This is a genomic window from Microbulbifer sp., assembly GCF_051659245.1.
GTDB lineage: Bacteria > Pseudomonadota > Gammaproteobacteria > Pseudomonadales > Cellvibrionaceae > Microbulbifer.
Genome location: NZ_JBOFOC010000010.1, coordinates 22,044 through 47,713 on the forward strand (window position 1 = coordinate 22,044; position 25,670 = coordinate 47,713).

Below are 25,670 nucleotides of genomic sequence, written 5' to 3' on the forward strand. Positions count from 1 at the left end.
CGGCACTACGAAGAAAATTTGGGTAAATAGGTTTATGTCCATTTCCGCTTTCAACCTGGAAGGAAAGACCGCACTGGTCACCGGCGCCAATACCGGTCTGGGGCAGGCCATGGCGCTGGCGCTGGCGGGCGCCGGTGCGGATATCGCCCTGGTGGGACGTTCACAGCCGGGCGAGACAGTGGCCGGAATAGAGTCGGCGGGTCGCAGGCCGCACGTTATCGAGGCCGATCTGGCCTCCGTCGAGCGTGTTGCTGAAATAGTGGCCGAAGCCGTGGATGCGCTGGGGGCCGTCGATATCCTCGTGAACAACGCCGGCATCATACAGCGCAATGACTCCATTGATTTCACCGTCGAGGAGTGGGACAGCGTGATGAACACCAACCTGCGCACGCTGTTTTTCCTGTCCCAGGCGGCGGCGAAGCAGATGATCGCCTCCGGCCGCGGTGGAAAGATCATCAATATAGCCAGCATGTTGTCGTTCCAGGGGGGGATTCGGGTGCCCTCCTATACGGCATCGAAAAGCGGGGTGATGGGCCTTACCAAGACACTTGCCAATGAATGGGCTCCTCACTGTATCAATGTGAATGCCATAGCGCCGGGCTATTTCGCCACCAACAACACCGCGGCGCTGCGTGCGGACGAGGTGCGCAATGCGGAAATCCTCGGCCGTATTCCGGCGGGGCGCTGGGGCGATCCGGCGGACCTGGGCGGTGCCACGGTATTTCTGGCCTCGTCCGCATCGGATTACGTGCAGGGGATCACCCTGCCCGTCGATGGTGGTTGGCTTGCGCGATAGTGGGCTGTACCGGGGAAATATGGAATTTTCCTGTAGGAGCCTGCTTGCAGGGCCAAGCCGCGCGCATACAAAGCACTGCTTTGTGCGTGGCTTGGCGACCCGCCAGGGATGGCGGGGCCGGGGCATGGTCGAACGTGATGAGGTCGCGCCATGGATGGCGGACACAGAGTTTCTTGCCGGCAATGTTCGCCTGCAAGCAGGCTCCTACAGCGAGTAGGGTGCGCCGTGCGCACCATACCGGAGTTGGAATATCCCGGAGTTGGAATATCGGTGCGAGGCCGCCATGGATGGCGGTCATGCAGACAATGCATGGAGCACTTGTCTGCCACGGCGCACCCTACGTTTGAAAGACACAAAAAATATAATCAGCTCGAGAAAATAATAACCAAGCGGCGGTTCTTCTCTCTGGGAGGCCGGGCCCGCAAGCGAAAATGAGAGGTAAGCCCCATGGCGATAGTGGCAGATGTTCAGAGTGGCGTTTCCGTAGCGGAAGCAAAACCACTCTCCAAAGAGGCGGCGTCACTGAAGTTCCGGCTCTACGCACTGATGAGCGCATTCGTCTTCGCCTATTTCGCGGCGCAGGCCATGAGCATATCCCTGCTTTCCAACTGGCTGAAAAGCACCCTGGGTTTGAACGGCGAACAGATCGGTATTGTCTTCGCGGCCAACTTTATCGCCGCGCTGATAACGCAGCCACTGTACGGCTATATTTCGGACAAGGTCGGGTTGCGTCGGCATGTGCTTTTGTTTCTCTCGGTGATGGTCGGTCTGTGCGGACCGTTTTTTGTCTTTGTCTATGAACCCCTGATCAAGTCGAACATATTCCTGGGCGCGGCGCTGGGGGGTGCCTATCTCGGGATGACCTTTATCGCCGGTTCCTTTGCGCTGGAATCCTATGTGGACAGGGTGGGGCGCAAGTACGGATTCGAGTACAGCCGTGTGCGTCTCTGGGGTTCCCTGGGCTTTGCCTTCGCCGCCTTCTATTCCGGCACCCTGTTCAATATCAACCCACAGATTAATTTCTTTATCGCTTCCGCCACCGTATTGATCCTCCTGCCCGCGCTGTTGTTCCTCAAGGTGGAGACCACCGCCCAGGACCTGAAAGCGTCGTCGAGCCTGAAGGTAACGGATGCCCTGGCCGTGCTCAAGCTGCGGGAATTCTGGGGGTTTATGGTATTGATACTCGGGGTGACCAACCTGTACCTGGTTTTCGACCAGCAGTTCCCGGTCTATTTCGCCTCGCAGTTCGCCACCGAGGCACTCGGGCGGGAGATGTTCGGCAGGCTCAACTCGGCGCAGATATTCCTCGAAGCGGGCATGCTTTTCGTGTCCCCATGGATAGTAAACAGAATCGGTATCAAAAACGGATTACTGCTCGCCGCCGCCATCATGATCGTGCGGATTACCGGCTCCGGGCTGGTGACCGGGCCTGTGGCCATCTCCTGTATGAAAATGCTGCACGCGATCGAGCTGCCCATACTGGTCGTGTCGATATTCCGCTATATAGCGGCGCACTTTGAAAGCCGCCTGGCATCCACACTCTACATGGTCGGCGTGAGCTTCGGCCACTCGCTGGGACTGGCCATTTTGTCCCAGCCCGTCGGCAGGGCCTACGACCTGTTCGGTTTCGCCAATACCTATCTGATGATTGGCGCCGGCGCCCTGGTGTTCTGGATTGCGGCGGTATTCACCCTGCGACCTGACCCTGATCCTCAAAACCAGGAAGTTACCGCAGAGGGGAATTCATGACTATTCATCAACAATCGGCTGACAATTCAAGCTACTCCATCGAAAGAGAGACTTTGTCCCGGGCATTCGATAGGGAATTCGACCCGGTGGGCGACCGGGATCTGATCCGCAGCGCTATCGATACCGCGCTGAGCCGCATCGATGCGGGGCTGGAGGTATTTGGAGATCAGTATCCTGAGCCGTCGAGCGTCGACGGCGTTTATACCACCATAGACAATATCGAGTGGACCAGCGGCTTCTGGACCGGCCAGTTGTGGCTGGCCTATGAAGCCAGCGGGGAGGAGAAATACAAATCCGCAGCGCTGAAGCAGGTGGAAAGTTTCAGTGCCCGTATTTTTGAGCGTGTAAACGTCGACCATCACGACCTGGGGTTTCTCTATTCGCTGTCCTGCGTCTCCGCCTATAAGCTCACCGGCAGCCGTCTTGCCCGCGATGCGGCCCTGGAGGCGGCGAATCTGCTCTATAAGCGGTACCTCCCGAACGCCGGAATCATTCAGGCCTGGGGCGACCTGAACGACCCGGAGCAGGCCGGGCGGATGATCATCGACTGCAACCTGAATCTGCCGCTCCTATACTGGGCCGCGGCGGAAACCGGCAACACCGAGCTGAAGCTGGCCGCAGACACGCATATCGAGAATGCCGCGCGCTATATCGTGCGCGCGGACGGCTCCACTCATCACACTTTCCATATGGATCCGGTTTCCGGCGCACCGAAATACGGCTCCACCCACCAGGGGTTCTCCGACGAATCCTGCTGGTCCCGCGGGCAGGGGTGGGGCATTGCCGGCTTTCCGCTGGTCTACCGCTATTACCGCAATCCCCGCCTGGTGCAGCTCTCCGCGCGTCTGGCCAATTACTTTCTGAACCGCCTGCCGGCGGACGGCGTCTGTTGCTGGGACCTCGTATTCCGGGAACCTTCCCATGAGCGCGACACATCCGCCGCGGCTATTGCGGTGTGCGGTCTGTTGGAACTGAACAAAACCTTACCGCTGGCCGACCCCGATATCGGCAGCTATCGAAATGCCGCGGTAGAGATCACCCGCAGTCTGATCCGAAATTACGCCTGTGGGCCGAGCGACGCCGGCACAGGCCTGCTGAAAGAGGGCGTCTATCACATGCCCAATAACGTGGGCGTGGGCGAGAGCTGCATCTGGGGCGATTACTTCTACCTGGAGGCCCTGGTTCGTCTGACGCGGGTCTGGAATCCCTATTGGTGAGGTTTATTTGAAGATGAACGGCACTAAACCAAACGATGAGCGTGACGCGAAGGCCCTGATGCCGGTGTTCTTTTGCGGGACTGTCTGTGAGGGGGACCTCGCGGACAAGCCTCCAGGGATGGATTTACCGGGGGGGCGCCTAGCCCGTGTCCCGCGAAAGACCACCGGTAGCAGGGCCGCCCGGAGCCTTACTTCATTGCCTCTGTGTTTTGCGGGGAAAGCTGTAATCCTGCGCCTGCTTGCGACCATTATTTTGACCATGGCATACGCTGCAGCAGGAGTAGCGGCCCCTGAAGAAAAAGCTTTTCAGGAGAGCCTGCACTCGCCGGACGGAAACTACCTGCTGGAGATACACCGGGAAGCGGAGAAAGGAAGCGAGGCGAAGATCCTCTACCAAGTTTCTTACAAACGCAAGCCGGTGGTAGATAAATCAGAACTCTCTATTTCTCTCGATAACCACCTTTCCGAATGGGCGCTGGCGATTAAGGAAAAACCGCAGGGCGCCTGGATGGACGGCCTGCGGCTGGCGGATGTGGACAGGGAACAGGTGGACTCCTCCTGGCGTCCCCCCTATGGCGAGCGCAGCCAGGTAACGGACAAGTACAATGCATTGACGCTGACCTTCGAGCAACAAGCCAGCGCCAACTACAAAATGGACATTCAGTTGCGGGCCTACAACGAAGGCGTCGCCATCCGCTATTACTTCCATGAAAATCCCACCGGCATCTATTACCGGGTGGTGGATGAGCAGACCGAATTCAGCTTTCCAAAAGGGACCCTGGCCTGGTTTGAACCCTGGGCCCAGGGACCTTATTCACTGCTGCCACTAGCCGATTGGCCCGGGGAGAGTGAGCGCCCGCTGACCTTGCAGCTCGAGAACGGGCTCTACGCCAGTATCACCGAAGCGGCAATGGTCGACTTCGTCCGCACTAAATTCACCCTGTCCCACAGCAAGCCCAATACGGTGCGCACGGCGCTCTACGAGCCGGTGGACAAGATGCCCTATTTCGCTACCCCCTGGCGGGTCATTATGGCGGCGGAAAAACCGGGACAGCTGATCGAGCACAACGATATCCTGCTGAACCTCAACGCGCCTAGCCGCGTCGCAGACACCTCCTGGATCAAGCCCGGCAAGATAGTCCGCGATATGACCCTGACGGAGGAAGGCGCCAAGGCCTGGATCGATTTTGCCGCGGAGCACAATATCCAATACCTGCTGTTCGACGCGAAATGGTACGGGCCGGTTTTCAGCTTTGACACCGATGCCCGCACGGTGGAGATCGACCTGGACCTGCCGGAAGTCATCCGCTACGGAAAAGAGAAAGGCGTGGGTATCTGGCTCTATGTCAACCAGCAGGCGTTGCTGAAACAGGACCACGAACTATTTCCCCTCTACCGGGAGTGGGGCGTCGCCGGGGTGAAATACGGCTTTGTGCAAGTCGGATCCCACCGCTGGACCACCTGGCTGCACGAATCGGTGGAGCGCGCCGCGCAGAACCAGCTGATGGTCAACATCCACGACGAGTTCCGGGTCACCGGCGAGCAGCGCACCCTGCCCAATATCCTTACCGTGGAGGGCATCCGCGGCAACGAAGAGATGCCCGACGCCACCCACAACACCATCCTGCCGTTTACCCGCGGCATCGCGGGTATGGGCGACTACACCATTTGCTATTACAACGACCGTATCAAAACCACGCATGCACATCAGCTGGCGCTCGCGGTGGTGATGTACAGCCCGTTGCAGACACTGTTCTGGTACGACAAGGCGGCGGACTACGGTGGCGAGCCGGAGATTGAGTTTTTCGAGAAGGTGCCGACGGTTTGGGACGACACGCGGGTGCTTTCCGGTGAGATCGGGCAATACATAGCGGTAGCCAGGCGCTCGGGAGATCAATGGTTTGTTGGCGCCATCACCAATAATGACGCCAGGCGAGTGGAGGTCAATTTCGATTTTCTGGATAAAAACAGAAATTACGTTGCCACTTTGTATCAAGATGACGACGAGGCCAAGACTAAGACCGGTGTCTCACTTTCGCAGAGAGCGGTGGAGCGCGGCACTTCGTTGTCGCTGGACCTGAAGGCCTCGGGTGGGGCGGCCATATGGGTCAGAGAAGAATGAAAGTTCATTCTTCTCACGTCTCCAGCGTTGCCCGGCTTGACTTGGTGGATGCGTTGCGGGGGTTTGCGTTACTGGGATTATTTTTGGTCCATTGCCTGGAGTATTTTGAACTCTACTGGCGAGACCCCGAGCCAAGCTGGGTTCGCGATATTGTGTTTTACCTGTTCTCGGGCAAGGCCTATGCGATTTTCGCCATGCTTTTCGGCCTGAGCTTTTTTTCATCATAGACCGGCAGACGCGCCATGGCACTGATTTTTCGTGGCGTTTCCTCTGGCGTTTGGTGATTCTTCTGGGCATCGGTTACCTGCACAGTCTTATTTACCTGGGTGACATTCTCCAGGTTTTAGCCATTTTGGGATGCAGTCTGGTGCTGCTCAACCGTTTCAATAACGGATTTCTGCTTTTCCTATCGCTGTTTCTCCTGTTGCAGCCGCATCTGATCTGCTATATCGCAGCTTCCCTTATGAACCTCCCCGGTGCCAACGACGCTCCTGTTCACTGGGGGTTATACGGGAAGGCGTTCGAGGTTTTTGCAAGTGGGACTTTCCGCGAAGTTGTATTGTTCAACAGTTGGCAGGGCCAGATGACTACTTGGGCTTATGTGATTGAATCGCCCCGCCTATCGTCCTTTGTCTGCCTCTTTATCTGGGGTTTGCTGCTGGGGCGGGTCGGATTCTTCGCGCGGCCAGAGCATTTTGCCGGGCAGCGGCGCCAGGGGCTCTTACTGTCCCTGGGTGCCTGCGTGATGCTCTATGTAGCCAAGTCGTATTGGAGTTCCCTGCCGGCAGATTTTTTGCAGGAGCAGGGGTATGCGAAGCACTATGCGGGGATGATGCTGGATGCCTGGTTCGCAATCGGTGTAATGAGTTTCGGGGTGTTGCTGTATGTTGAGCTGTACCAGTTTCGTCCATTTGCGCGACTGGCCGGCTTGCTGGCCCCTTGCGGGCGCATGAGCCTGACTATCTATGTAGTACAGGGACTGTTGTGCGTTCCGTTGTTTTATGGGTTTGGTCTGAGTTGGTATCAAAGCATCGGCCAGGAATGGGCATTGGTGTTCGGGTTGATGGCCTATACCGCTCTGATGCTGTTTGCTTCCTGCTGGCTGTACTTTTTCCGATACGGGCCTCTGGAATGGTTCTGGCGTTGCGCCACCAACGGGACATTCCGTGTACCGTTTCGGCGGACGGGGGCCAACTTTCGTCAAGGTGCCGTAGCGGGGGCTGGACTTTAGAGGCCATCGCGTTGGCAAACCGGACAGCATATTTTTACTCCGTGCTGTGAAAACTTATCGTAGGTAACGGATTTGGCAGACAGAGCATAGGTCTCTCTTCTTAGCCTGGCTCGGTGTCCTGGCCTGCAAAGGAGCTGCAATTGTTGCATCTCTTTTGCAGCCTGATTTGAGGCCAGGGCGCCAGTCGGGAAATTTTTTCGATTTGGGAGAGAGCAGTGTAGCTCTGGGTTCAATGGTGTTTGGTATCCCTGTCGGGCACCGCCCGTCAACCGGCAAAAGTCCTGGTTCGTACCCAGTCGGGCACGGCGGAAAACGGCCGCGACTTTATTCCGCCGGGACGCGTGGTGCACTTCGCGGTCGGCGAGAAGAGCAAGGTCGTCGAGGTCCGGGTGAGACCGGACGACAAGCGCGAGGGCGATGAGCAGTTCACCTTGGAGGCCATTTGGGCCAAGGGCGCCGAAGTGCAGGACGGGGTGGGTGTTGGCACCACCCTGGACGACGACTGAACCGCTCGTCGTGCCGGTGCAGAGCCTGTGTCGGGCTTGATCCGGTACCGGTATCCAGGACTGTGGCTCCTGGGTTCCGGCTTTCGCCGGAACGACGCGTTGTAGGGGGCGAACCCTGCGTTCACCCGGGCGGGCCTCAGGCCCGCTTGCCGGGGCAGGGTAATCGCATAAAAACCTGAAGGGTGCGGAGAGCGAGGTCAAATGCCATCATGGCGATTTGCTATTACCGGACCCCGACGGCAGCCGGGAAACCCACCCGCGGGAAGTCTACGATCGTGGCGGCTGACGCCCTGTTTCATCCGGTAGTGCCGTAGTAATTGTCTGGAATTCCAGATTGTGTCCGGCTGTCGGAATTGAATTCTGATAAACCCAATCTCAGGATTTTCTGAGAGAAGGTATCGCTTGGCGGTGCCCGGAATGCTCAAGTGCTGCGTATATACTGCGCTTCCTGGGCTCCGGTGGCCACCTCCAAGCATCCGCTCCCTGCGTTGTGAAACCACTTCTAACCCCTTGTCACTGCATGCAGCCGTTCTACAACCTTTTACTTACGCATCCTGCGCGGTCAGCAGGCCACGGCTCGCCAGCCAGTCCCGGCAACGCTCGATCCAGTTGTCCGGGGTGGTCGGGTTATTCAGGCCGAAGCCGTGGCCGCCCTCGGGGTAGACGATAAGTTGTGCCGGTACACCTTGGACGTGCAGCGCCTGGTAAAAGGTGATGCTGTTCCCCACCGGTACCGCCCGATCGTCGCCGGCGTGGACCAGTAGGGTAGGCGGTGTCTGGGCTGTCACCTGGAGTTCGTTGGAGTAGCGCCGGATCAATGCCTCGGGCGGTTTGGGGCCCAACAGATTTGTGCGCGACCCAACGTGTGTCTGTCTATCAGTGAAGCTGATAACGGGATAGACCAAAACCATGAAATCGGGTCTGAGGTTGTTTTTACTCCAGGCGGCGACCACCGGGCGATCGAAGTGGGTACCGGCGGTGGAGGCCAGGTGTCCGCCGGCGGAAAAGCCGGCGATACCAACGCGGTCGGGATCGACATGCCATTTTTTCGCGTTCCGGCGCACCACCCGCAAAGCCTGTTGCGCATCCTGCAGGGGGCCGGTGGCTTTGTCGGTCATATACCGGTCGCTCGGGGTGCGGTACTTGAGCACGAAAGCCGCCACACCCATTTCGTTGAAGGCCCTGGCGACGTCGCTGCCTTCTTTGACGACGGACAGTCCGATGTAGCCACCGCCGGGGCAGATGATGACCGCGGTCCCGTTGGCCTGTTGCGGGTCCGGCAGGTAGACCGATAGCGTGGGGCGGGAGACCTTCAGTTTGAAGGTGTGTTCCGCAGACGGGTCCCTGACGGATTCCTCGTCAGGGGCTTCGATGGCATTGGGGATTTCGCCGGAGTATAGGGGAATGGTTTCCTGGGCATCTGCCGAAGCCACTATCCCAAACAAGAAGGCGAATAATACCGTGATTCTAGTCATCATTCAGGCCTCGTTCTTCTGCTTGCATAAATGTATGATAAATAATAACATTTGTTTTCGGTGGGGGAGAATGTGATGTTTATGATAGTAAATGTTCTGCGTTTTAACCTCGGTGTGCTCGCACAGTTGTGGTGGCTTCTTTTATTGATGCCGATAGCCGGCTGCCAACCAGTCGATGAGCAATTTACCATTGCAGACCAAAACAGAACAGTTTCCATTATTTACGATGTCGAGGGTTCTACACTAAATCCCATAGTCGCACACTTACTGGCTCGGGATATAGAAGCTATCACCGGTCGAAAACCGGAAGTATATACCAGTCTCGAAAACGTTGTAGGGAATGCGATTATCCTTGGGGATGTCACTTCCGGGATGATTCGCAGAACTATCGACACCTCTCGCCTCACAGGGGAATGGGAGACGTACGGGTATATGTTTAAAACCGAGCCTGTTGCGGGCATCGATCAGGCGATGTTTATCGTGGGCAGTGATCCGAGGGGTATGGCTTACGGGGTGTTTGACCTTTCAAAAAAGATGGGCGTCTCTCCCTGGTACTGGTGGGCGGATGTGCCGATTGAGAAGAAGAGCTCTTTATCCATAAGCAACCAGGACATCTTTTCTACCGCTCCTTCGGTTAAATACCGGGGAATCTTTCTCAATGATGAAGGGTGGGGCCTTGAACCCTGGGCGTCCAAAACGTTTGAGCCATCGGTTGGCAACCTGGGCCCCAAAACCTACGCCAAGGTGTTTGAGCTGATGCTGCGTCTGAAAGCCAATATACTATGGCCGGCGATGCACCCGAACACGGTGCCGTTTTTCCAGGTCCCCGGAAATGCCGAAGCTGCCAAAGAATGGGAAATTGTGGTCGGAACCTCTCACGCCGAACCGATGCTTAGAAACAATGTGGGGGAATGGGATCACGACACGAGGGGCGATTTCAATTATCAAACCAATGCCTCCTCCGTTTACGAGTACTGGGAACAACGTGTAGAGGAAAGCCGGGGCCTGGACGCCATCTACACGGTTGGCATGCGGGGCATTCACGACACCGGCATGGTGGGCGCCGGCTCCATGGAAGACAAGGTCGGTCTGCTCGAAAAGGTAATTTCAGATCAGCGGGGGCTGATCAAACAGCATATCAATGACGATGTATCCCAAGTTCCACAGTCGTTTACCCCGTATAAAGAAGTGCTCAAGATCTACGAAAACGGATTGGACCTGCCGGAAGAAATAACCATCATATGGCCCGAAGATAACCATGGATATATCCGGCGGTTTTCCAATGATGCCGAGCAACACCGCTCCGGGGGAGCGGGGGTGTATTATCACCTGTCCTATCTCGGGTCGCCTCATCCCTATATCTGGCTGTCCCCGACATCGCCGGCCCTGGTCTGGCGTGAAATGACCCGCGCCTGGCAGCACAACATGGATCACATTTGGATTGCCAATGTGGGCGACCTGAAGCGCCGCGAGTGGGAGACCGAATTTTTTATGGATCTCGCCTGGGATATCAACTCGTGGACGCCGGACAACCTGCGGGATTTTTTTGAGACGGTTGCTTCACGCGATATTTCCCAACAACACGGGCAAGCGATATCCGACATGATGTGGGAATACTACCGGCTTGCCACCGAACGGAAGCCTGAATTCATGGGCTTCAACGAATCCCAATGGGCCGGCTATCCGCCCATTCGCAACCCTCTGTACAGCCTGTGGTATTACGGTGACGAGGCCGAACAGCGGATGCGCAGCTACCAGGACCTGAGAGCCCTCGCGGAAAAAATCTCGAAAGCGCTTCCCGAGGCGGCCTCGGATGCATACTTCCAGCTGGTGCACTATCCCATTGCCGGCGCCGCCGCGATGAACGAGAAGTGGTTGTATGCCTATAAAAGCAGGGAATACGCCAAACAGGGCCGGGTAACGGCAAACCGGATGAGCGATTCGGCATTCGCGGCGTTCGACAGGATTCAACAGCTGACCCGCCATTACAACCAGGAGGTTGCCGGTGGAAAATGGGAGCATATGGTTGATTATAGGCCCGGGTATCAAATGGGATCTTCGGTATTTTTTGAACCGATCACGACGCGTCTTGAAACAAAAGGTGTGCGTGGAGTGGGTGTCGCCATTGAAGGGCAGCCGCGGCCCTTGACGCCGCTGACCGGCTCCCTTCCCGGCATCAAAACCCGGGGGGCAACGATTACATTGAGGGCCGCGGAGGCTGGCATATTTGGCGATCTTGCGACCGGGAAGGGTTCAGACGGCACCTTTGTCAGGGCGGCGCAGGACGAGGCTCGCTTCACCGTTTCCGACCTGCATTGGGATACGATTCCCTATGTTGTGGATGGCGCTGCAAAAGCGCTGTTTGAATTTTATATGGAGGACGAGCCGGGTGGGGTTCACACCCTCTATTTGTCAGTCGATCAGCCGGATGAAGACGGCAAAACCTGGTGGGTGACAGTCAATGACCATAAGTCGGTCAGCGTAAAGGGTTCCGCCGGCCGGATCCGGAAGCTCGAGGTTGGGGATTATGTGTTGCGGCCTGGCCTGAACAAGTTGGTGGTTCATCCACCCGGGGACGGAGCAAAGCTATATGGAATGGAATTCGTGCAGGAATCCCGACAGCTGTCTCCGGTGTTTGCGAAAGAGAACCGTCTCCCGGCATTGAATCGTTATACCCAAGAGCGCCGTTTTATCGACATTTTCAACCGGGGGGAGGACCCGCAGGAGTGGTCGGCTAAAACCAGTGCTCCCTGGATAGAGTTAAGTGATGACGGGGGCGTGTTGAGCGATGACTCGGAGCGTATCTGGGTAACCGTCAATCATGATAAGGCACCTGTAGGCCAGGACATCAACGGCCACATAGAAATTGCGAGTGGAGCGCAACGCTACCGTGTAGATGTCTCAGTATTCAATCAGAAATTGAACGCCCCGTCCGGCGCCTACATAGAGACTAATGGCGTAATTTCCATGCCGGCAAGCCAGTACAATAAAAAACAGATGGGAAAGGTGGCCTCCTGGCGTTCGGTAACTGGTTTGGGACGAAGTGGTTCGGCCATGCTGCTGGAGCCGATGCAAGGGTGGTACATTGAGGATTTGTTGCAGGTTCGTCAGGAATCTCCCGTTCTGGAATATGAAGTGGTTGTCGTCGAGGGCGGAAAAGCCGAGGTTATCGTAGAGGCTGTTCCGGCTTTTCCTCTGGACGCATCCCGGCAATTGCGGTGCGCCTTTAGCATTGGTGATGAGGATCCCCGGTGGATCACATTCAAAATGGGTGACCCGGGGGCGCAACCTTGGCAGAACAATGTGCTGGAAAGCCGTATGGTCGGAACCGGGCAACTGGATCTTGCTCCCGGCAAGTACCGATTTAAGCTGTGGGGGACAGATCCTTCTGTTAGCGTTGACCGAATCACGATTGATTTTGGAGGCTTGAAGCCGTCCTATGCCGGGCCACCTCAGACCAGAATAGAGCGACTAGGTGAGTAAAAACTGAGGAACTACTCGCCCCCTCGGGGCCCGGGTCGTAGGGTGCGCCGTGCGCACCGATACCGCCGGAGTTCCACTGGCTCTGGCTGGTGCGCACGGCGCACCCTACTGGAGTCCCGAGGAAGCGAGTAGTTACAAACTGGGTTTCAGATTTCAGTACTAAAAGCGATATCCATTTTATTCGATTGAACCAGAAAAATGACTATAAAAACTCTCTTTTCCCGGATAATAATATTTTTCAGTATCGGTGCCGTGGTATGCGCTTGCGATAAGCAAATGGCCAGCCGTGAGGGCTCGAGCGGCCTGGCAGAGTCGCCGCAGGCGCCCGTTCGCGAGCGGGTTTTGCTCGATAAAGGCTGGCGCTTTATGAAGTACGCATCAAAGGAGGAGGCCGACGGGCTGATCTATGATGTTCGCCCGGAAATCAAGGATCACGAGGATGGCCGGCCCGCCGACGCCAAACCCACTGAAGCGGTCGCCGTGGAGTCGGATAAGTCGGTGCTCAAGCCCTGGATTCTGCCCACGGCGAACGACTTCATCAAAGACCCCGCCAAACGCTTCCGGCGCCCGTCGGGCAATCCGGGCGGTGATTTCCCATTCGTGCAAACCGGGTTTGACGACAGCGCTTGGCAAGCCGTGCGCCTACCCCACGACTGGGCGATCGAGGGCCCGTTTATGGCCGGTGAAGACGCCGCGGTCGGCGGCGGCATGGGCCGCCTGCCGAGCCCGGGGGTGGCCTGGTACCGGAACAAGTTCGACATCCCGGCATCGGATGCCGGCAAATCCATTTTCCTCGATATCGACGGCGCCATGTCCTACGCCATGGTGTGGTTGAACGGCCACCTGGTCGGCGGCTGGCCTTACGGTTATGCGTCCTGGCGCCTGGATATCACCCCCTTCGTGGTGCCCGGCGGCGAGAACCAACTGGCCATCCGCGTGGACAACCCGCCCGCCTCTTCGCGCTGGTATCCGGGGGGCGGGCTCTACCGCAATGTCTGGCTGACCAAAACCCATCCCGTTCACATCGGCCAGTGGGGTACCCGCATCACCACGCCCCAGGTATCCGAAGCCGCCGCCAGGGTAGATTTGGCGGTATCCATCGACAACGACTCGGACAAAGATGCCGCCGTGACCGCGTCCACCGAGATCTATGTGCTGGATGCCGAGGGCCGAAAAAGCGGGGAGGTGGTTGCCCGTTTCGCGCCTCTTCACGCTGCGCTTGCCGCCGGTGAAAGCGCCGAACTGGAGAGCACCGTCACCGTTGAAAACCCCCGCCTGTGGGGGCCGCCGCCCACGCAGGCGCCCAACCGCTATGTGGCCGTGACCACCCTGGAGCAGGACGGGCGAACCCTCGATCGCTACGAGACCCGCTTCGGCATTCGCGAACTGCGCTTCGATGCGGAACGGGGGGTGTTCGTCAACGGCGAGCGCATCTATCTGCAGGGCGCCAACCAGCACCACGACCTGGGTGCCCTGGGAGCGGCCTTCAACGTTCGCGCGGCCGAGCGCCAGCTGGAAATGCTGCGCGAGATGGGCGCCAACGCCATTCGTATAGCCCACAATCCGCCCGCGCCCGAACTGCTCGAGCTGACGGACCGGATGGGCTTTCTGGTGGTGAATGAAATCTACGATGTGTGGGAACGGAAGAAAACGCCGCTGGATTTCCACCTCATCTTTCCCGACTGGCACGAGCCGGATCTGCGCGCGTTCATTCGCCGCGACCGCAATCATCCCTCGGTGATCATGTGGAGTGTGGGCAACGAAGTTGGCGAGCAGTACACCGACGAGAGCGGGGCGGCCGTGGCGCAGCGTCTGCACGAGATCGCCAAAGAAGAGGACCCCACCCGGCCGACGGCAGCGGCCATGAATTACGCCAAGCCGCACATGCCCCTGCCCGGGGTGATGGACACCATCAGCCTGAATTACCAGGGTGAGGGCATCCGCGATGCGCCGGCCTACGCCGGTCTCAAGGGTATACGCACCGCGCCGCTATACCCGGCGTTTCACGAAGCCTTCCCCGACAAGCTGATCTTCAGCAGCGAAAACGCGGCCGCCGTGAGCTCCCGCGGGGAGTATCTGTTCCCCGTCACCGGGGAAATCAGTGCGCCGGTCAAGGACGGCGCCGGCGGCGACCCGCAGTCCGGCCAGGTCAGCGCCTACGAGCTCTACACCACCCCCTTCGGTTCCTCCGCCGACAAGGTCTTCGCCTCTCTGGAAAAGCACCCCTACGTGGGCGGCGGCTTCGTGTGGAGCGGCTGGGACTACCTGGGCGAGCCGACCCCCTACTATTCCTCGCGCAGTTCCTACTTCGGGGTCATCGACCTGGCCGGGTTCAGGAAGGACCGCTTTTACCTCTATCAGTCCCACTGGCGTCCCGACTTGCCCATGGCGCACATACTGCCGCACTGGAACTGGCCGGAGCGTGTCGGCCAGGTAACGCCGGTGCACGTGTTCACCTCGGGCGACGAAGCGGAGCTGTTCTTGAATGACGAATCCCTGGGCCGAAAGAAAAAGGGAAAACACGAGTACCGTTTGCGCTGGGACCAGGTGAAATACCAACCCGGTGAGTTGAAAGTGGTGGCCTACAAGGACGGTGAGGTGTGGGCGACGGATCAGGTGCACACCGCCGGGGCGCCGGCCCGTCTCGATGCCGAAGCGGATCGCCCGGTCATTCGGGCCGACGGTCGCGACTTGGCCTTTGTCACGGTGAAAGTGGTGGACGAAGCGGGTCGGCTCGCGCCCCGGGCGGACAGCGAACTCCGCTTCACCATCGAAGGCCCCGGCGAACTCGTGGCCACGGACAACGGCGATCCCACCAGCATGGTGTCCTTCGCCTCGGCCGAACGCCCGGCCTTCAACGGCCTGGGCCTGGCCATCGTGCGGGCCAAGGCGGGGCAAGCGGGCGAGATCAAGCTCACCGTGTCGGCTGAAGGCCTGCAGGATGCGGTGATCGATATCGCAGCCGAGGGGTAGTTAAAGTTTTGGAGGTGGCTGTTTGCCACTGGAGACTCGGGGCTCGAAATAGTTGTGCCTTGTATGAGCGGCTCCCTGGGAACGCCGAGCTCCAGCTCGGCACGCGGGCCGCAGGCCCGCTATCGCGCCAACGGTCGCTCCTACAGGGGATATGAACCGGTCAGTGCCGTCGTCGGTCCTAAGCGGAGAATTTATGAAGACTTTAAACAGGCGCTTACACAGGCCAACAGCCAGAATCCTATCTTTGCTCCTGGCCCTGGGCGGGATTGCTGGTTGTGTGTCGCCGGCCATCTCCGGGCAATTCCCGGAAACGGCTGGGATAGAGCATCGAACCTACTTCCGGGAACTGCCGGAAGGCAACTACCGTGTGCGCCTGACCTTTGGCGATGAGGAGGCCCCAAGCCGGACCACGGTCAAGGCAGAGGCCAGGCGCCTGATGGTCGAGTCCTTGGAAACCCGGGAGGGGGAGTTTGTTACCAGGGACCTGATCGTCAATATTCGCCGCCCCTCCCTGCCGGAAGGGAAGCGGGTCTGGCTCGAGGATTACGAAAAGTCGTCCCCCAATTGGGACGATGGACTGTCCCTGGAATTTTTAGGCCAAAACCCCAAAATTTCCGCAATTGATATTGCGCCGGTCGAGCTGCCCACCCTGTTTCTGGCCGGGGACTCGACTGTCGCCGATCATATGGGGGAACCCTACGCCGCCTGGGGCCAGATGCTGCCGCGTTTTCTCAAACCGGTTGTGGCGGTTGCCAACCACGCCCACCCGGGGGCGAGCATGGAATCCTTTGAAGCCGCCGGCCGCCGGTCCAAAATCATGTCCCTGATCAAGCCGGGGGATTACCTGCTGATCCAATTCGGCCATAACGACCAGAAAGCCCACCTTCCCACTTATGCCGCGGCCAAATCCCTGTATCGGGATTTGCTGCGCAACTGGATAGGGCAGGCCAGGGAAAAAGGCGCGGTCCCAATCCTGGTAACCCCGCCCGAACGGGGTTTTTTCGACCGGAAGGGGCATTTAAAGCGTACCCTGGATGATTATGCGGAGGCGGTACACGCTGTAGCTGCCGCGGAAAAGGTTCCCGTGATTGATCTCAATGCCGCCAGCGTTGCGCTGTATGAATCCCTGGGGTCGCAAAAGGTGCGCTTTATCTTTGCCAAGCACGGTGAGGATGGGGACTTTACGCACAACAATAATTATGGCGCCTGGATACTGGCTCGCTCCGTTGTGGAGGGGCTGCGGAATACGCCCTTATCTGAAGTCATTGTCGACGATCTTTCGCCCTTTGACCCAGACCAGCCGCCACCGCGGGAGGAATTTACCCTGCCGGCAAGTCCCTTGGAGCAAAGGGAAAAGCCAGCCGGTAGCTAAGGTATCTCATTTCAACTGAGTCTCTTTCGTTAGGCATAAAAACGCGGATTCCGAACCCATGAAAAAATCTCTCATTATCTCAGTGGGCCTGCTGGCATACGCAACCTCCGCATTGGGTCAGGAGGTCATTCTGCCCGATTTTCACGCTGATCCGTCCGCCCGCGTATTTGATCAAAAACTGTATATATACCCACCCCACGATGCCAAGGGGGCACGCAACTGGAAAGGCATGGTGGATTGGCATGTTTTTTCCACGGACGATATGGAAACATGGATCGATCATGGTGTCATTTTCAGCCTCGAAGACATTGCCTGGGCTGATGAGGAAGCATGGGCTCCGGACTGCATAGAGCGCAATGAAAAATACTATCGATTCAAACCTATTTTGGAAAGGCCCTGATTACGCTTCAATCAGGTCGTTCAAAAGGAACAATAAGGGTAAGAGTCCGTTCAAAAGGGTTGTCAGATGAGATGTTAACCATTGAGGCACAATAGCAATGTCAGTAAAAAGATAGGAGAGATATTCATAGGAGTTTTATTAAGTAGGACTGGTCATACCGGCGTGCGCCAGAATGACGAGCGTACTTTGTAGGGATGAATCTCGTGTTCGCCCGGGCGGGCCTCCGGCCCGCTTGCCGAGCTGGAGCTCGGCGTTCCCAGGGGGCTGACCCTCTAATCTTCGTAACAATGTGATGCTTATGATTAAAAAATTATTGAGTTTCTTTGCAATTACCTTGATTGCCCTGGACTCCACAGCGATGGAAAAATTGATCGTCAACACCGACAGCAGGGAGTCGATCTCCCTGAACGGCACCTGGCACACTATCGTCGATCCCTACGAAACCGGCTTCTATACCTACCGCTACAAGGAACGGGGCGAGGACGACCGGGAGGCCTACTGGAACCGGCCGGTGGCGAAGGATAAGCTCGACCGACTGGAACACGGCTATCGGGATCCCTACACCATCCGGGTGCCCGGGGACTGGAACTCCCAGAGCGATACGCTCACCTACTACGAGGGTACCATCTGGTACCAGCGGGATTTCGATCTGCGCAAACTGAAGAGGGGAGAGAGGGCATTCCTGTACTTCGGTGCGGTAAACTATGAAGCCCATGTCTATGTCAACGGAAAGAAGCTGGGTTCCCACAAGGGCGGCTTTACGCCGTTCAACTTTGAAATCCCCGCGGACCTCCTCAAGACGAAAGACAACTTCCTCGTGGTAAAGGTGGACAACAAACGCCACCCGCAGGAAATTCCCACCGTCAATACCGACTGGTGGAACTACGGCGGTATCACGCGGGACGTCAAACTGCTGGTCATGCCGGATAATTTTATTCAGCAGTATGCCCTGCAGCTGGACCCGGCACAGGATATCCACAAGGCCAAAGAGGAAAGCCGCTTCCTGGTTTCCGGCAGCGTCGACCTGAACAGGGCGGTCGGCAAGGGAGATGTGATCCTGGCCATCCCGGAACTCGGCTTCGAGCGCCGCTTCCCGGTGAGCGGAAGCCGGCTGGAGTTCGAGTTCGAGCTGGAAGACCTGGGGCTCTGGTCTCCGGACAGTCCCAAGCTGTACCAGGTGAAGCTGGATTTCAACGGTGAGACGCTTACGGACAACATCGGCTTTCGCAAAATCGAGACCGCCGGCAAAAAGATACTGTTGAACGGCGAGCAGATATTCCTGCGCGGCATCAGTGTTCACGAGGAGATTCCCCAGCAGGTGCGAAGAGCCTTCAGTGCGGAGGACGCGGAACAGCTCCTCACCTGGGCGAAGGAGCTGAACGCCAATATGGTGCGCCTCGCCCACTATCCCCACAACGAGCAGATGACCCGTATGGCGGATGCCATGGGAATACTGGTGTGGTCGGAGATTCCGGTCTACTGGACTATCGACTTCGGCAGTGATGAGGTGCTGGACAAGGCCAAAACCCAACTGGAGGAGATGATCGTCCGCGACAGGAACCGGACCTCGGTGATCATCTGGTCCGTCGGCAACGAGACACCAGTCAGTCCTCTGCGCACCAGCTTTATGAAATCCCTGATCGACAAGGCCAGGTCCCTCGACGACAGCCGCCTGATTTCCGCGGCGCTGGAAGTCGGTTACAACGGCGATGTCAACCGTATCGACGATCCGCTGGGCGCATATACCGATATCGTCTCGGTGAACGAGTACCTGGGTTGGTATGGCGGCCTGCCGGATGATTGCCGCACCGCAAAGTGGGAAGTCGCCTATGACAAGCCGCTGTTTTTCAGCGAAACCGGGGCCGGAGCCAAAGGTGGTTTTTATGCCGACGAGAAAACCCGCTGGAGCGAAGAGTTCCAGGAGTGGTTTTACAAAGAGCAGGTGGCCATGTTCAAGCGGATGCCGGACAACTACAGCGGTCTCTCTCCCTGGATACTGGCGGACTTCCGCTCACCCCGGAGAAACCACCCGGTTTACCAGCAGGGCTGGAACCGCAAAGGTCTGATCGATGATAAAGGTATCAAGAAGAAAGCGTTCGGGGTATTGAAAAATTACTACCGGGAGATAGAAAGCGCTCAGTAAGACGGATCAAATCATGAAACGAATACTATTCAGGCTGTTCTCGCCTTGGCTGGTTCTGGGGCTCGCCGCGTGTAGTGGGGAGCAGCAATACGCACTGCAGAGCCCCGATGGGCGCATCGCGGTGGCGATGGAACTGAATGATCGGGGCCAGTTGCACTACTCGATCACGCGCGACCGGGCCGGGGTGCTGCAGCCCTCGCAGATGGGGCTGGTACTGAACGATCGCGACCTGGGCAGCGAACTACGCAACCTGAGTGCGGGACCTGTGAACCAGGTGCGCGATGGCTACACCATGGTTCAGGGCAAGCAGCGGGTGATCGAGTACCGGGCCAACGAGCAGATGTATCGCGTAGAGAATACGGATGGAGAAATCCTGCAGATTGTACTGCGTGTATTCGACGGCGGTGTGGCTTTCCGCTACCGGGTTCCCGGAGATACGCAAAGTGAGTACGAGCTGAAGGAGGAACTCACCAGTTTTGCCTTTGCCAGTGACAGTCGCGCCTGGCTGCAGCCGATGGCCGAGGCGCAGACCGGCTGGGCGAATACCAACCCCTCCTACGAAGAGCACTACCGGATGGACATTCCTGTTGGCGAGGCATCGCCTTCCGGGGCCGGTTGGGTTTTCCCCGCGCTGTTTCATACCGGCGGTGGCTGGGCCCTGATTACCGAGGCGGATATGGACGGCCGGTACCACGCCTCTCGCCTGCAGGCGGAATCACCCGATGGCGAATACCGTATCGGCTACCCGATGGCACCAGAGAAATTCACCGGCGGCGCCCTGATGGCGCAGGCCGAACTGCCGCTTGAATCTCCCTGGAGGATTATCGCTATCGGTGACCTGCCGACGATTGCGCGGTCGACCCTGGGCACCGATCTGGCTGAACCGGCTGTGTCCCCAATGCCGTGGGTGAAACCGGGGCTGGCGAGTTGGAGCTGGGCGCTGCTGAAAGACGCCTCGGTGAACTACGAAACCCAGAAGCGTTTTATCGACTACTCAGCGGATATGGGTTGGCCCTATACATTGGTGGATGTGAATTGGGACCAGAATATTGGTTACGAAAAAATCGCCGAGCTTGCGGACTACGCCGCGCAGAAAAATGTCCGCTTGCTGCTCTGGTACAACTCCTCCGGCGCCTGGAACAAGACCGAGTATACGCCCAAGGGCGCGCTGCTGGAGCGCGACAAACGCCGCCGGGAGTTCGCGCGCCTGCAGCAGATGGGCATCGCCGGTATCAAAGTGGATTTCTTTGCCGGCGACGGCCAGTCGATGATTGCTTACTACCGGGATATTCTCGAAGACGCAGCAGATTTTGAACTACTGGTGAATTTTCACGGTGCCACACTACCGCGTGGATGGCAGCGTACCTTCCCCAACCTGATGACCATGGAGGCGGTGCGTGGTATGGAATTTATCACCTTCGGGCAGGGGACCGCCGACCTGGCACCCGGGCATATGGCCATGCTGCCGTTCACGCGCAACGTTTTTGACCCAATGGATTTTACTCCCACGGCATTTTCGGAAATCCCGAATATCGACCGCCGCACCAGCAACGGCTTTGAACTGGCACTGCCGGTGCTTTTCCTGTCGGGCCTGCAGCATATTGCCGAAACGGATGAAGGTATGGCAGGGGTACCGCAGTATGTGCGGGACTACCTGGGCCATATTCCCAGCGTCTGGGACGAGAGCCGCCTGCTGGACGGCTATCCCGGAAAGTTCGCTGTGATGGCCCGCAGAAACGGCGACACCTGGTATATCGCCGGCATCAACGGCGAAGAGGAGACCCGGAGACTGCAGCTGGATCTGTCCTTTATCGGCCCGCGTGCGGGTGAGCTGATCACCGACGGTAATACGCCGCGCGAGTTCTCCCGCAGCGAAGTGGAAACCGGCAGTACCGTGGTGGTGGAAATCTCGGGTCACGGTGGTTTTGCAATGAAATTTCCCGGCGCAAATCTGGCGCGAAACTGACTGGTAGTGGCAGGAGATGTAATAAAAGCGGTGAGTTCAGATCAGAAGAAGGTCAGTCTCCGAACTGGTTGAGAACTGATTGAGTCGCGGTGAGTCAACTTTTAGTTCCGCAGCGAAAGGCTGTCGAAGCGGTGTTCGAGCCGTGCCACCAGCTTTTCCAGCATATCTGGTGTTGGTGTCCCAATTGCCGGCTGGCGGTAGGCGGGGTTCAGGCACTGTTCACCACGCGCCGCCTGTATGGCGTAGCGGCGTACGCCGCGGTCGGCGAGGGCCAGTGCCAGGTTTTCCACGTCGGTGAGGGAAAAGTCCCGCCAGTGCACAGTGGTGCGGCATTCGAAATCGATACCGCTGTCGAGCAGCAACGCCAGGCTCCGGGTGTGTCGCCGCCAGAGTCCGGGCCGGCCGCAGATACGGTCGTATTCGGGCCCGTTTCCTTTGACGTCCAGCCCCACCCAGTCGAGCAGTGGCAGCAGTTCCGCCAGCTTCGCCGGATAGGGGCCGGCGGTGTGCAGGCCCACCTTGAAACCCATGGCGCTGGCCTGTGCCACCGCCTCGGGCAGTTGGGGGTGCAGGGTCGGTTCGCCGCCGCTGAATACGACAGCTTCCAGCAGGCCCCGGCGGCTCTCCAGGAAGTCGCGGATTCCCTGCCATTCACGCACTTTCCCGCGGCGCGGAAGGATCATCTGCGGATTGTGGCAGTAGCCGCAGCGCAGCGGGCACCCCTGGGTGAATACCACACAGGCCAGATGTCCCGGGAAGTCGAGGGTGGTGAGTTGTGTCAGGCCGGCGATCGGCAGGCGGATTTTCGGGTTGGACATGGTGTTACCGGGAGATGGAGGTATCGCGCACCGGGGAACGGTGGTTCCCCGGCGATTCGTCGCTAGTATGAGACACCACACTAGTTACAGGCCGGCGGCCTGCTGGCTGAAGTGGTGGCGTTCGCAGTGCTCGGAGCGCTTGCCGAGGTTGAACTGGCTGACCGGGCGGTGATAGCCCATCACCCGGGTCCAGACTTCGCAGCGCTGGCGCAGTTCGGTGGGCAGGTTTTCCCGTTGGGTGGTTGTAGTGGTCATGCTGTCGACTCCTTCTGTGGGTGGTAAGTGGTCTGTCGTTCGCCGGTCACACCGGCACTGGTTCTCGAGCAGGAATGTTGTTCTGGTAGGCGGCCCGGGCCTGTTGCTCCAGCAGCGCATCGTCGCATTGCGGGCAGAACTCGTGTTCCCCGGCCAGGTAGCCGTGCACCGGGCAGATGGAGAAGGTCGGGGTGACGGTCAGATAGGGCAGCCGGAAACGCGACAGGGCGGTGCGCACCAGCTTGCGGCAGGCATCCGCGCTGGAAAGCCGCTCGCGCATGTAAAGGTGCAGTACGGTACCGCCGGTGTAGCGGCTCTGCAGCGGGTCCTGGTGCAGCAGCGCCAGGAAGGGGTCGTCGGTATAACCCACCGGCAGTTGGCTTGAGTTGGTGTAATAGGGGGCCTCCGGGGTGCCGGCCTGGAGAATACCGGGGAAGCGGCGGGCATCTTCCCTGGCGAAGCGGTAGGTGGTGCCCTCCGCCGGGGTGGCCTCCAGATTGTAGAGGTGTCCGGTCGACTCCTGGAATTCGCGCAGACGCGCACGCACGTGTTCGAGCAGCTCGAGCGCCATATCGCGGCCCTCCTCGCTGGCGATGTCCAGGCGGTCGCCGGTGAAATTGCGCACCATTTCGTTGAGGCCGTTGGCGCCCAGTGTTGAGAAATGATTGTGCAGGGTGCCCAGATAGCGCTTGGTGTAGGGGTAGAGGCCGGCGTCCATCCATTCCTGGATGCGTTCGCGCTTGATCTCCAGGCTGTCGCGGCCCAGTTCCAACAGGCGATCCAACTCGCGGTACAGCCCTGCCTTGTCGCCCTGGAAGCGGTGGCCGAGGCGCGCGCAATTGATCGTCACCACACCCAGCGAGCCGGTCTGCTCGGCGCTGCCGAAGAGGCCGTTGCCGCGCTTGAGCAGCTCGCCGAGGTCGAGCTGAAGCCGGCAGCACATCGAGCGCACCATATGCGGCTGCAGGTCCGAATTGAGGAAGTTCTGGAAGTAGGGCAGGCCATACTTGGCGGTCAGCGCGAACAGCCGCTCGGCGTTATCGCTCTGCCAATCGAAGTCGGCGGTGATGTTGTAGGTGGGAATCGGGAAGGTGAAAACCCGGCCCTGGCGGTCGCCGGCTTCCATGACCTCGAGATAGGCCCGATTGAGCAGGTCCATTTCGTGCTGCAACTCGCCGTAGGTGAAGGGTTGCTCCTCGCCGCCGATCACCGGCACCTGGTCGCGGAGGTCCTCCGGGCACACCCAGTCGAAGGTCAGGTTGGTGAAGGGGGTCTGGCTGCCCCAGCGCGAGGGTACGTTGAGGTTGTAGATGAACTCCTGGATGGCTTGCTTGACCTCGGGATAGTGCAAGCTGTCGCGGCGTACATAGGGTGCCAGATAGGTATCGAAGGAGCTGAAAGCCTGGGCGCCGGCCCATTCGTTCTGCAGGGTACCGAGGAAGTTGACCATCTGCCCCAGGGCGCTGGAGAGGTGTCGCGGCGGAGTGCTTTCGGCGCGGTCGGGCACGCCGTTGAAGCCTTCGTGGAGCAGACTGCGCAGCGACCAGCCGGCGCAGTATCCGCCCAGCATGTCCAGGTCGTGCAGGTGCAGGTCCCCTTCCCGGTGTGCCGCGCCGATCTCGGCCGGGTACACCTCGTCCAGCCAATAGTTGGCGATCAGCTTGCCGGAGATATTGAGGATCAGCCCGCCCAGCGAATAGCCCTGGTTGGCGTTGGCATGCACGCGCCAGTCGGCACGCTGCAGGTATTCGTCGACGGTGGAAGCCACTGCGACATGGCGGGGCTGTGTGGTGTGGAGGCTAATGGAATTATTCATTGGGATCACTATATATACCGCCTTCTTGTTGACTTTAGCACTATATGTAGTGGTTCAGGTTATGGGAGCTTGCAAGTGGCCGCCTTGATTTGTGTCAAGGCGGCGGCAGGTAGACGGGAGAAGGTGGGGGAGAACAGAAAAAAGAGGCGCCAGGACACGAGGGCGAAAACCCTCGGATCAGGCAAAGGGTGATTCAAGCGGCGTGAGTTCCACCAGGGTACCCGCCGGCTGGTCACCACTGCCGTGCGGTAACACGATAAAACAGTTCACAAGGGGTAAACGCCGGCTAACGTTCGGAAGATCGACCGATGGGGGCGGGTTCGCTGCGCTTCTGGTTAACCATCCACACCGCAGCCTCTATGCGGGAGCGCATGTTGAGTTTTTTCAGTAGATGTTTGACATGTACCTTGACGGTGGCGTCGGAGATGTCGAGTTCGCGGGCGATGAGCTTGTTGCTCAGCCCCATCGCGATCAACTGCAGTATCTGGTATTCGCGGCTGGTCAGGGTGGACAGTATGTCGGCCCCGGAATTGTCCGGCTTGCGCAGCGCAGAGGCGAGGATTTCCGTAAGCCGCTGGCTTATCGCCAGCTTGCCATGGGTCGCCGCCAATACCTGTTCGAGGATATCTTCCGGGTCCATATCCTTCAGCAGGTAGCCGTCTGCCCCGGCGCGTATGCAGGCCACCACGTCGGCGTTATTGTCGGACACCGTCAGCATTACGATGCGCGCAGTGACATCGGAGGCGCGCATGGCCCGCAGCGTATCCAGGCCGTCCATACCCCGCATATTCAGGTCCAGCAGGATGATGTCCGGATCGCACTCCTGTGCCAGCTTCACCGCCTCTTCACCGCTGCTGGCCTCCGCCACCAGTTCGAGACAGGGCTCCAGGCTGAATAGTTGCATCAGTCCTTTGCGGAATAGGGGATGGTCGTCAACCATCATGACTCTTGCTGGACTGGACATGGTTTTCCCCGTCTTGTTGTGCCATCGGATTTTACAAATCTGATAACTACTCACCCATAGGGAACCTGTATTGGCTTAAGCGAGCCACCCTGTAGGAGCGGGCCATGCCCGCGATCGGGTTCTGTTCGCGGGCATGTCGGATGGCCGCCCCGTCGCTCCTACAGGGGTGAGCAGTTATCAAATCTGATGCTAACACAACTGTGGGGCAGTGGAGCCGACTACCCCAAAATGGGTAGTGGCGCCCAGCTATTTTCGTCGGTACGGATTACCGGGGCCCGATGCATAGGAGGATATACCCGCAGATATTCAGGCAACCTGTGGAAAACGGGGTACTTATTGATGGTAATTGAGCGCTGTCGCGGGGGCGGCCATAGTGGCATTGAG

18 protein-coding genes are annotated in these 25,670 nt (G+C 58.5%); 13 read left to right on the plus strand and 5 right to left on the minus strand.

The annotated features are described in order from the left end of the window. Positions 1 to 34 precede the first annotated feature (34 nt). From kduD to ACRC0P_RS00885, 7 genes are all read left to right on the plus strand, one after another. Positions 35 to 796: a 2-dehydro-3-deoxy-D-gluconate 5-dehydrogenase KduD gene (gene kduD / locus ACRC0P_RS00855; RefSeq protein ID WP_438627572.1), complete on the plus strand. Its 762-nt coding sequence runs from the start codon at positions 35 to 37 to the stop codon at positions 794 to 796. A 447-nt stretch (positions 797 to 1,243) separates the two neighbouring features. Next, positions 1,244 to 2,545, plus strand: coding sequence for an oligosaccharide MFS transporter (locus ACRC0P_RS00860; RefSeq protein ID WP_438627574.1), 1,302 nt, complete (start codon positions 1,244 to 1,246; stop codon positions 2,543 to 2,545). Further along, positions 2,542 to 3,762 carry a glycoside hydrolase family 88 protein gene (locus ACRC0P_RS00865; protein WP_438627576.1) on the plus strand — a complete coding sequence of 407 codons (1,221 nt, stop codon included), beginning with the start codon at positions 2,542 to 2,544 and terminating at the stop codon, positions 3,760 to 3,762. Before ACRC0P_RS00860 ends, ACRC0P_RS00865 begins: the two co-directional genes overlap by 4 nt. Before the next feature lie 259 nt (positions 3,763 to 4,021). Next, positions 4,022 to 5,884, plus strand: coding sequence for a glycoside hydrolase family 97 N-terminal domain-containing protein (locus ACRC0P_RS00870; protein ID WP_438627578.1), 1,863 nt, complete (start codon positions 4,022 to 4,024; stop codon positions 5,882 to 5,884). Continuing rightward, entirely contained in the window at positions 5,881 to 6,111 is a 231-nt protein-coding gene (locus ACRC0P_RS00875) for a hypothetical protein (protein ID WP_438627580.1), read from the plus strand. The genes ACRC0P_RS00870 and ACRC0P_RS00875 overlap by 4 nt, the downstream gene beginning before the upstream one ends. A 53-nt stretch (positions 6,112 to 6,164) precedes the next feature. After that, positions 6,165 to 7,115 carry a DUF418 domain-containing protein gene (locus ACRC0P_RS00880; RefSeq protein WP_438627710.1) on the plus strand — a complete coding sequence of 317 codons (951 nt, stop codon included), beginning with the start codon at positions 6,165 to 6,167 and terminating at the stop codon, positions 7,113 to 7,115. Positions 7,116 to 7,354: 239 nt separating this feature from the next. Next, complete coding sequence (locus tag ACRC0P_RS00885; RefSeq protein ID WP_438627582.1) at positions 7,355 to 7,621, plus strand: Calx-beta domain-containing protein; 267 nt, start codon at positions 7,355 to 7,357, stop codon at positions 7,619 to 7,621. A 545-nt stretch (positions 7,622 to 8,166) separates the two neighbouring features. On the opposite strand, the gene ACRC0P_RS00890 is transcribed toward ACRC0P_RS00885, so the two are convergent. Next, entirely contained in the window at positions 8,167 to 9,099 is a 933-nt protein-coding gene (locus tag ACRC0P_RS00890) for an alpha/beta hydrolase (RefSeq protein WP_438627584.1), read from the minus strand. A 72-nt stretch (positions 9,100 to 9,171) separates the two neighbouring features. On the opposite strand from ACRC0P_RS00890, the gene ACRC0P_RS00895 reads away from it, so the two are divergent. The 6 genes from ACRC0P_RS00895 to ACRC0P_RS00920 all read left to right on the plus strand — a co-directional run bounded on the left by ACRC0P_RS00895 (position 9,172) and on the right by ACRC0P_RS00920 (position 21,433). Next, complete coding sequence (locus tag ACRC0P_RS00895) at positions 9,172 to 12,579, plus strand: glycosyl hydrolase 115 family protein (protein ID WP_438627586.1); 3,408 nt, start codon at positions 9,172 to 9,174, stop codon at positions 12,577 to 12,579. Positions 12,580 to 12,855: 276 nt separating this feature from the next. After that, complete coding sequence (gene galB / locus ACRC0P_RS00900) at positions 12,856 to 15,552, plus strand: beta-galactosidase GalB (RefSeq protein ID WP_438627588.1); 2,697 nt, start codon at positions 12,856 to 12,858, stop codon at positions 15,550 to 15,552. 277 nt (positions 15,553 to 15,829) lie between these two features. Beyond that, entirely contained in the window at positions 15,830 to 16,924 is a 1,095-nt protein-coding gene (locus tag ACRC0P_RS00905; protein ID WP_438627590.1) for a rhamnogalacturonan acetylesterase, read from the plus strand. A gap of 58 nt (positions 16,925 to 16,982) precedes the next feature. Then, on the plus strand, positions 16,983 to 17,324 hold the full coding sequence (locus ACRC0P_RS00910; RefSeq protein WP_438627592.1) for a family 43 glycosylhydrolase: 342 nt from the start codon (positions 16,983 to 16,985) through the stop codon (positions 17,322 to 17,324). Positions 17,325 to 17,622: 298 nt separating this feature from the next. After that, complete coding sequence (locus tag ACRC0P_RS00915) at positions 17,623 to 19,467, plus strand: glycoside hydrolase family 2 protein (protein WP_438627594.1); 1,845 nt, start codon at positions 17,623 to 17,625, stop codon at positions 19,465 to 19,467. A 13-nt stretch (positions 19,468 to 19,480) separates the two neighbouring features. Next, positions 19,481 to 21,433, plus strand: coding sequence for a glycoside hydrolase family 97 catalytic domain-containing protein (locus tag ACRC0P_RS00920; protein WP_438627596.1), 1,953 nt, complete (start codon positions 19,481 to 19,483; stop codon positions 21,431 to 21,433). A 101-nt stretch (positions 21,434 to 21,534) separates the two neighbouring features. Here ACRC0P_RS00920 and ACRC0P_RS00925 read toward each other — a convergent pair whose 3' ends face one another. The 4 genes from ACRC0P_RS00925 to narL all read right to left on the minus strand — a co-directional run bounded on the left by ACRC0P_RS00925 (position 21,535) and on the right by narL (position 25,286). Continuing rightward, positions 21,535 to 22,251 (minus strand): anaerobic ribonucleoside-triphosphate reductase activating protein, encoded by a 717-nt coding sequence (locus ACRC0P_RS00925; RefSeq protein ID WP_438627598.1) that lies wholly within the window; start codon positions 22,249 to 22,251, stop codon positions 21,535 to 21,537. Positions 22,252 to 22,335: 84 nt separating this feature from the next. Continuing rightward, entirely contained in the window at positions 22,336 to 22,506 is a 171-nt protein-coding gene (nrdD, locus tag ACRC0P_RS00930) for an anaerobic ribonucleoside-triphosphate reductase (protein ID WP_438627600.1), read from the minus strand. Positions 22,507 to 22,552: 46 nt separating this feature from the next. After that, positions 22,553 to 24,322: a ribonucleoside triphosphate reductase gene (locus tag ACRC0P_RS00935; protein WP_438627602.1), complete on the minus strand. Its 1,770-nt coding sequence runs from the start codon at positions 24,320 to 24,322 to the stop codon at positions 22,553 to 22,555. A 286-nt stretch (positions 24,323 to 24,608) separates the two neighbouring features. Continuing rightward, complete coding sequence (gene narL, locus ACRC0P_RS00940; RefSeq protein WP_438627604.1) at positions 24,609 to 25,286, minus strand: two-component system response regulator NarL; 678 nt, start codon at positions 25,284 to 25,286, stop codon at positions 24,609 to 24,611. Positions 25,287 to 25,670: the final 384 nt, after the last annotated feature.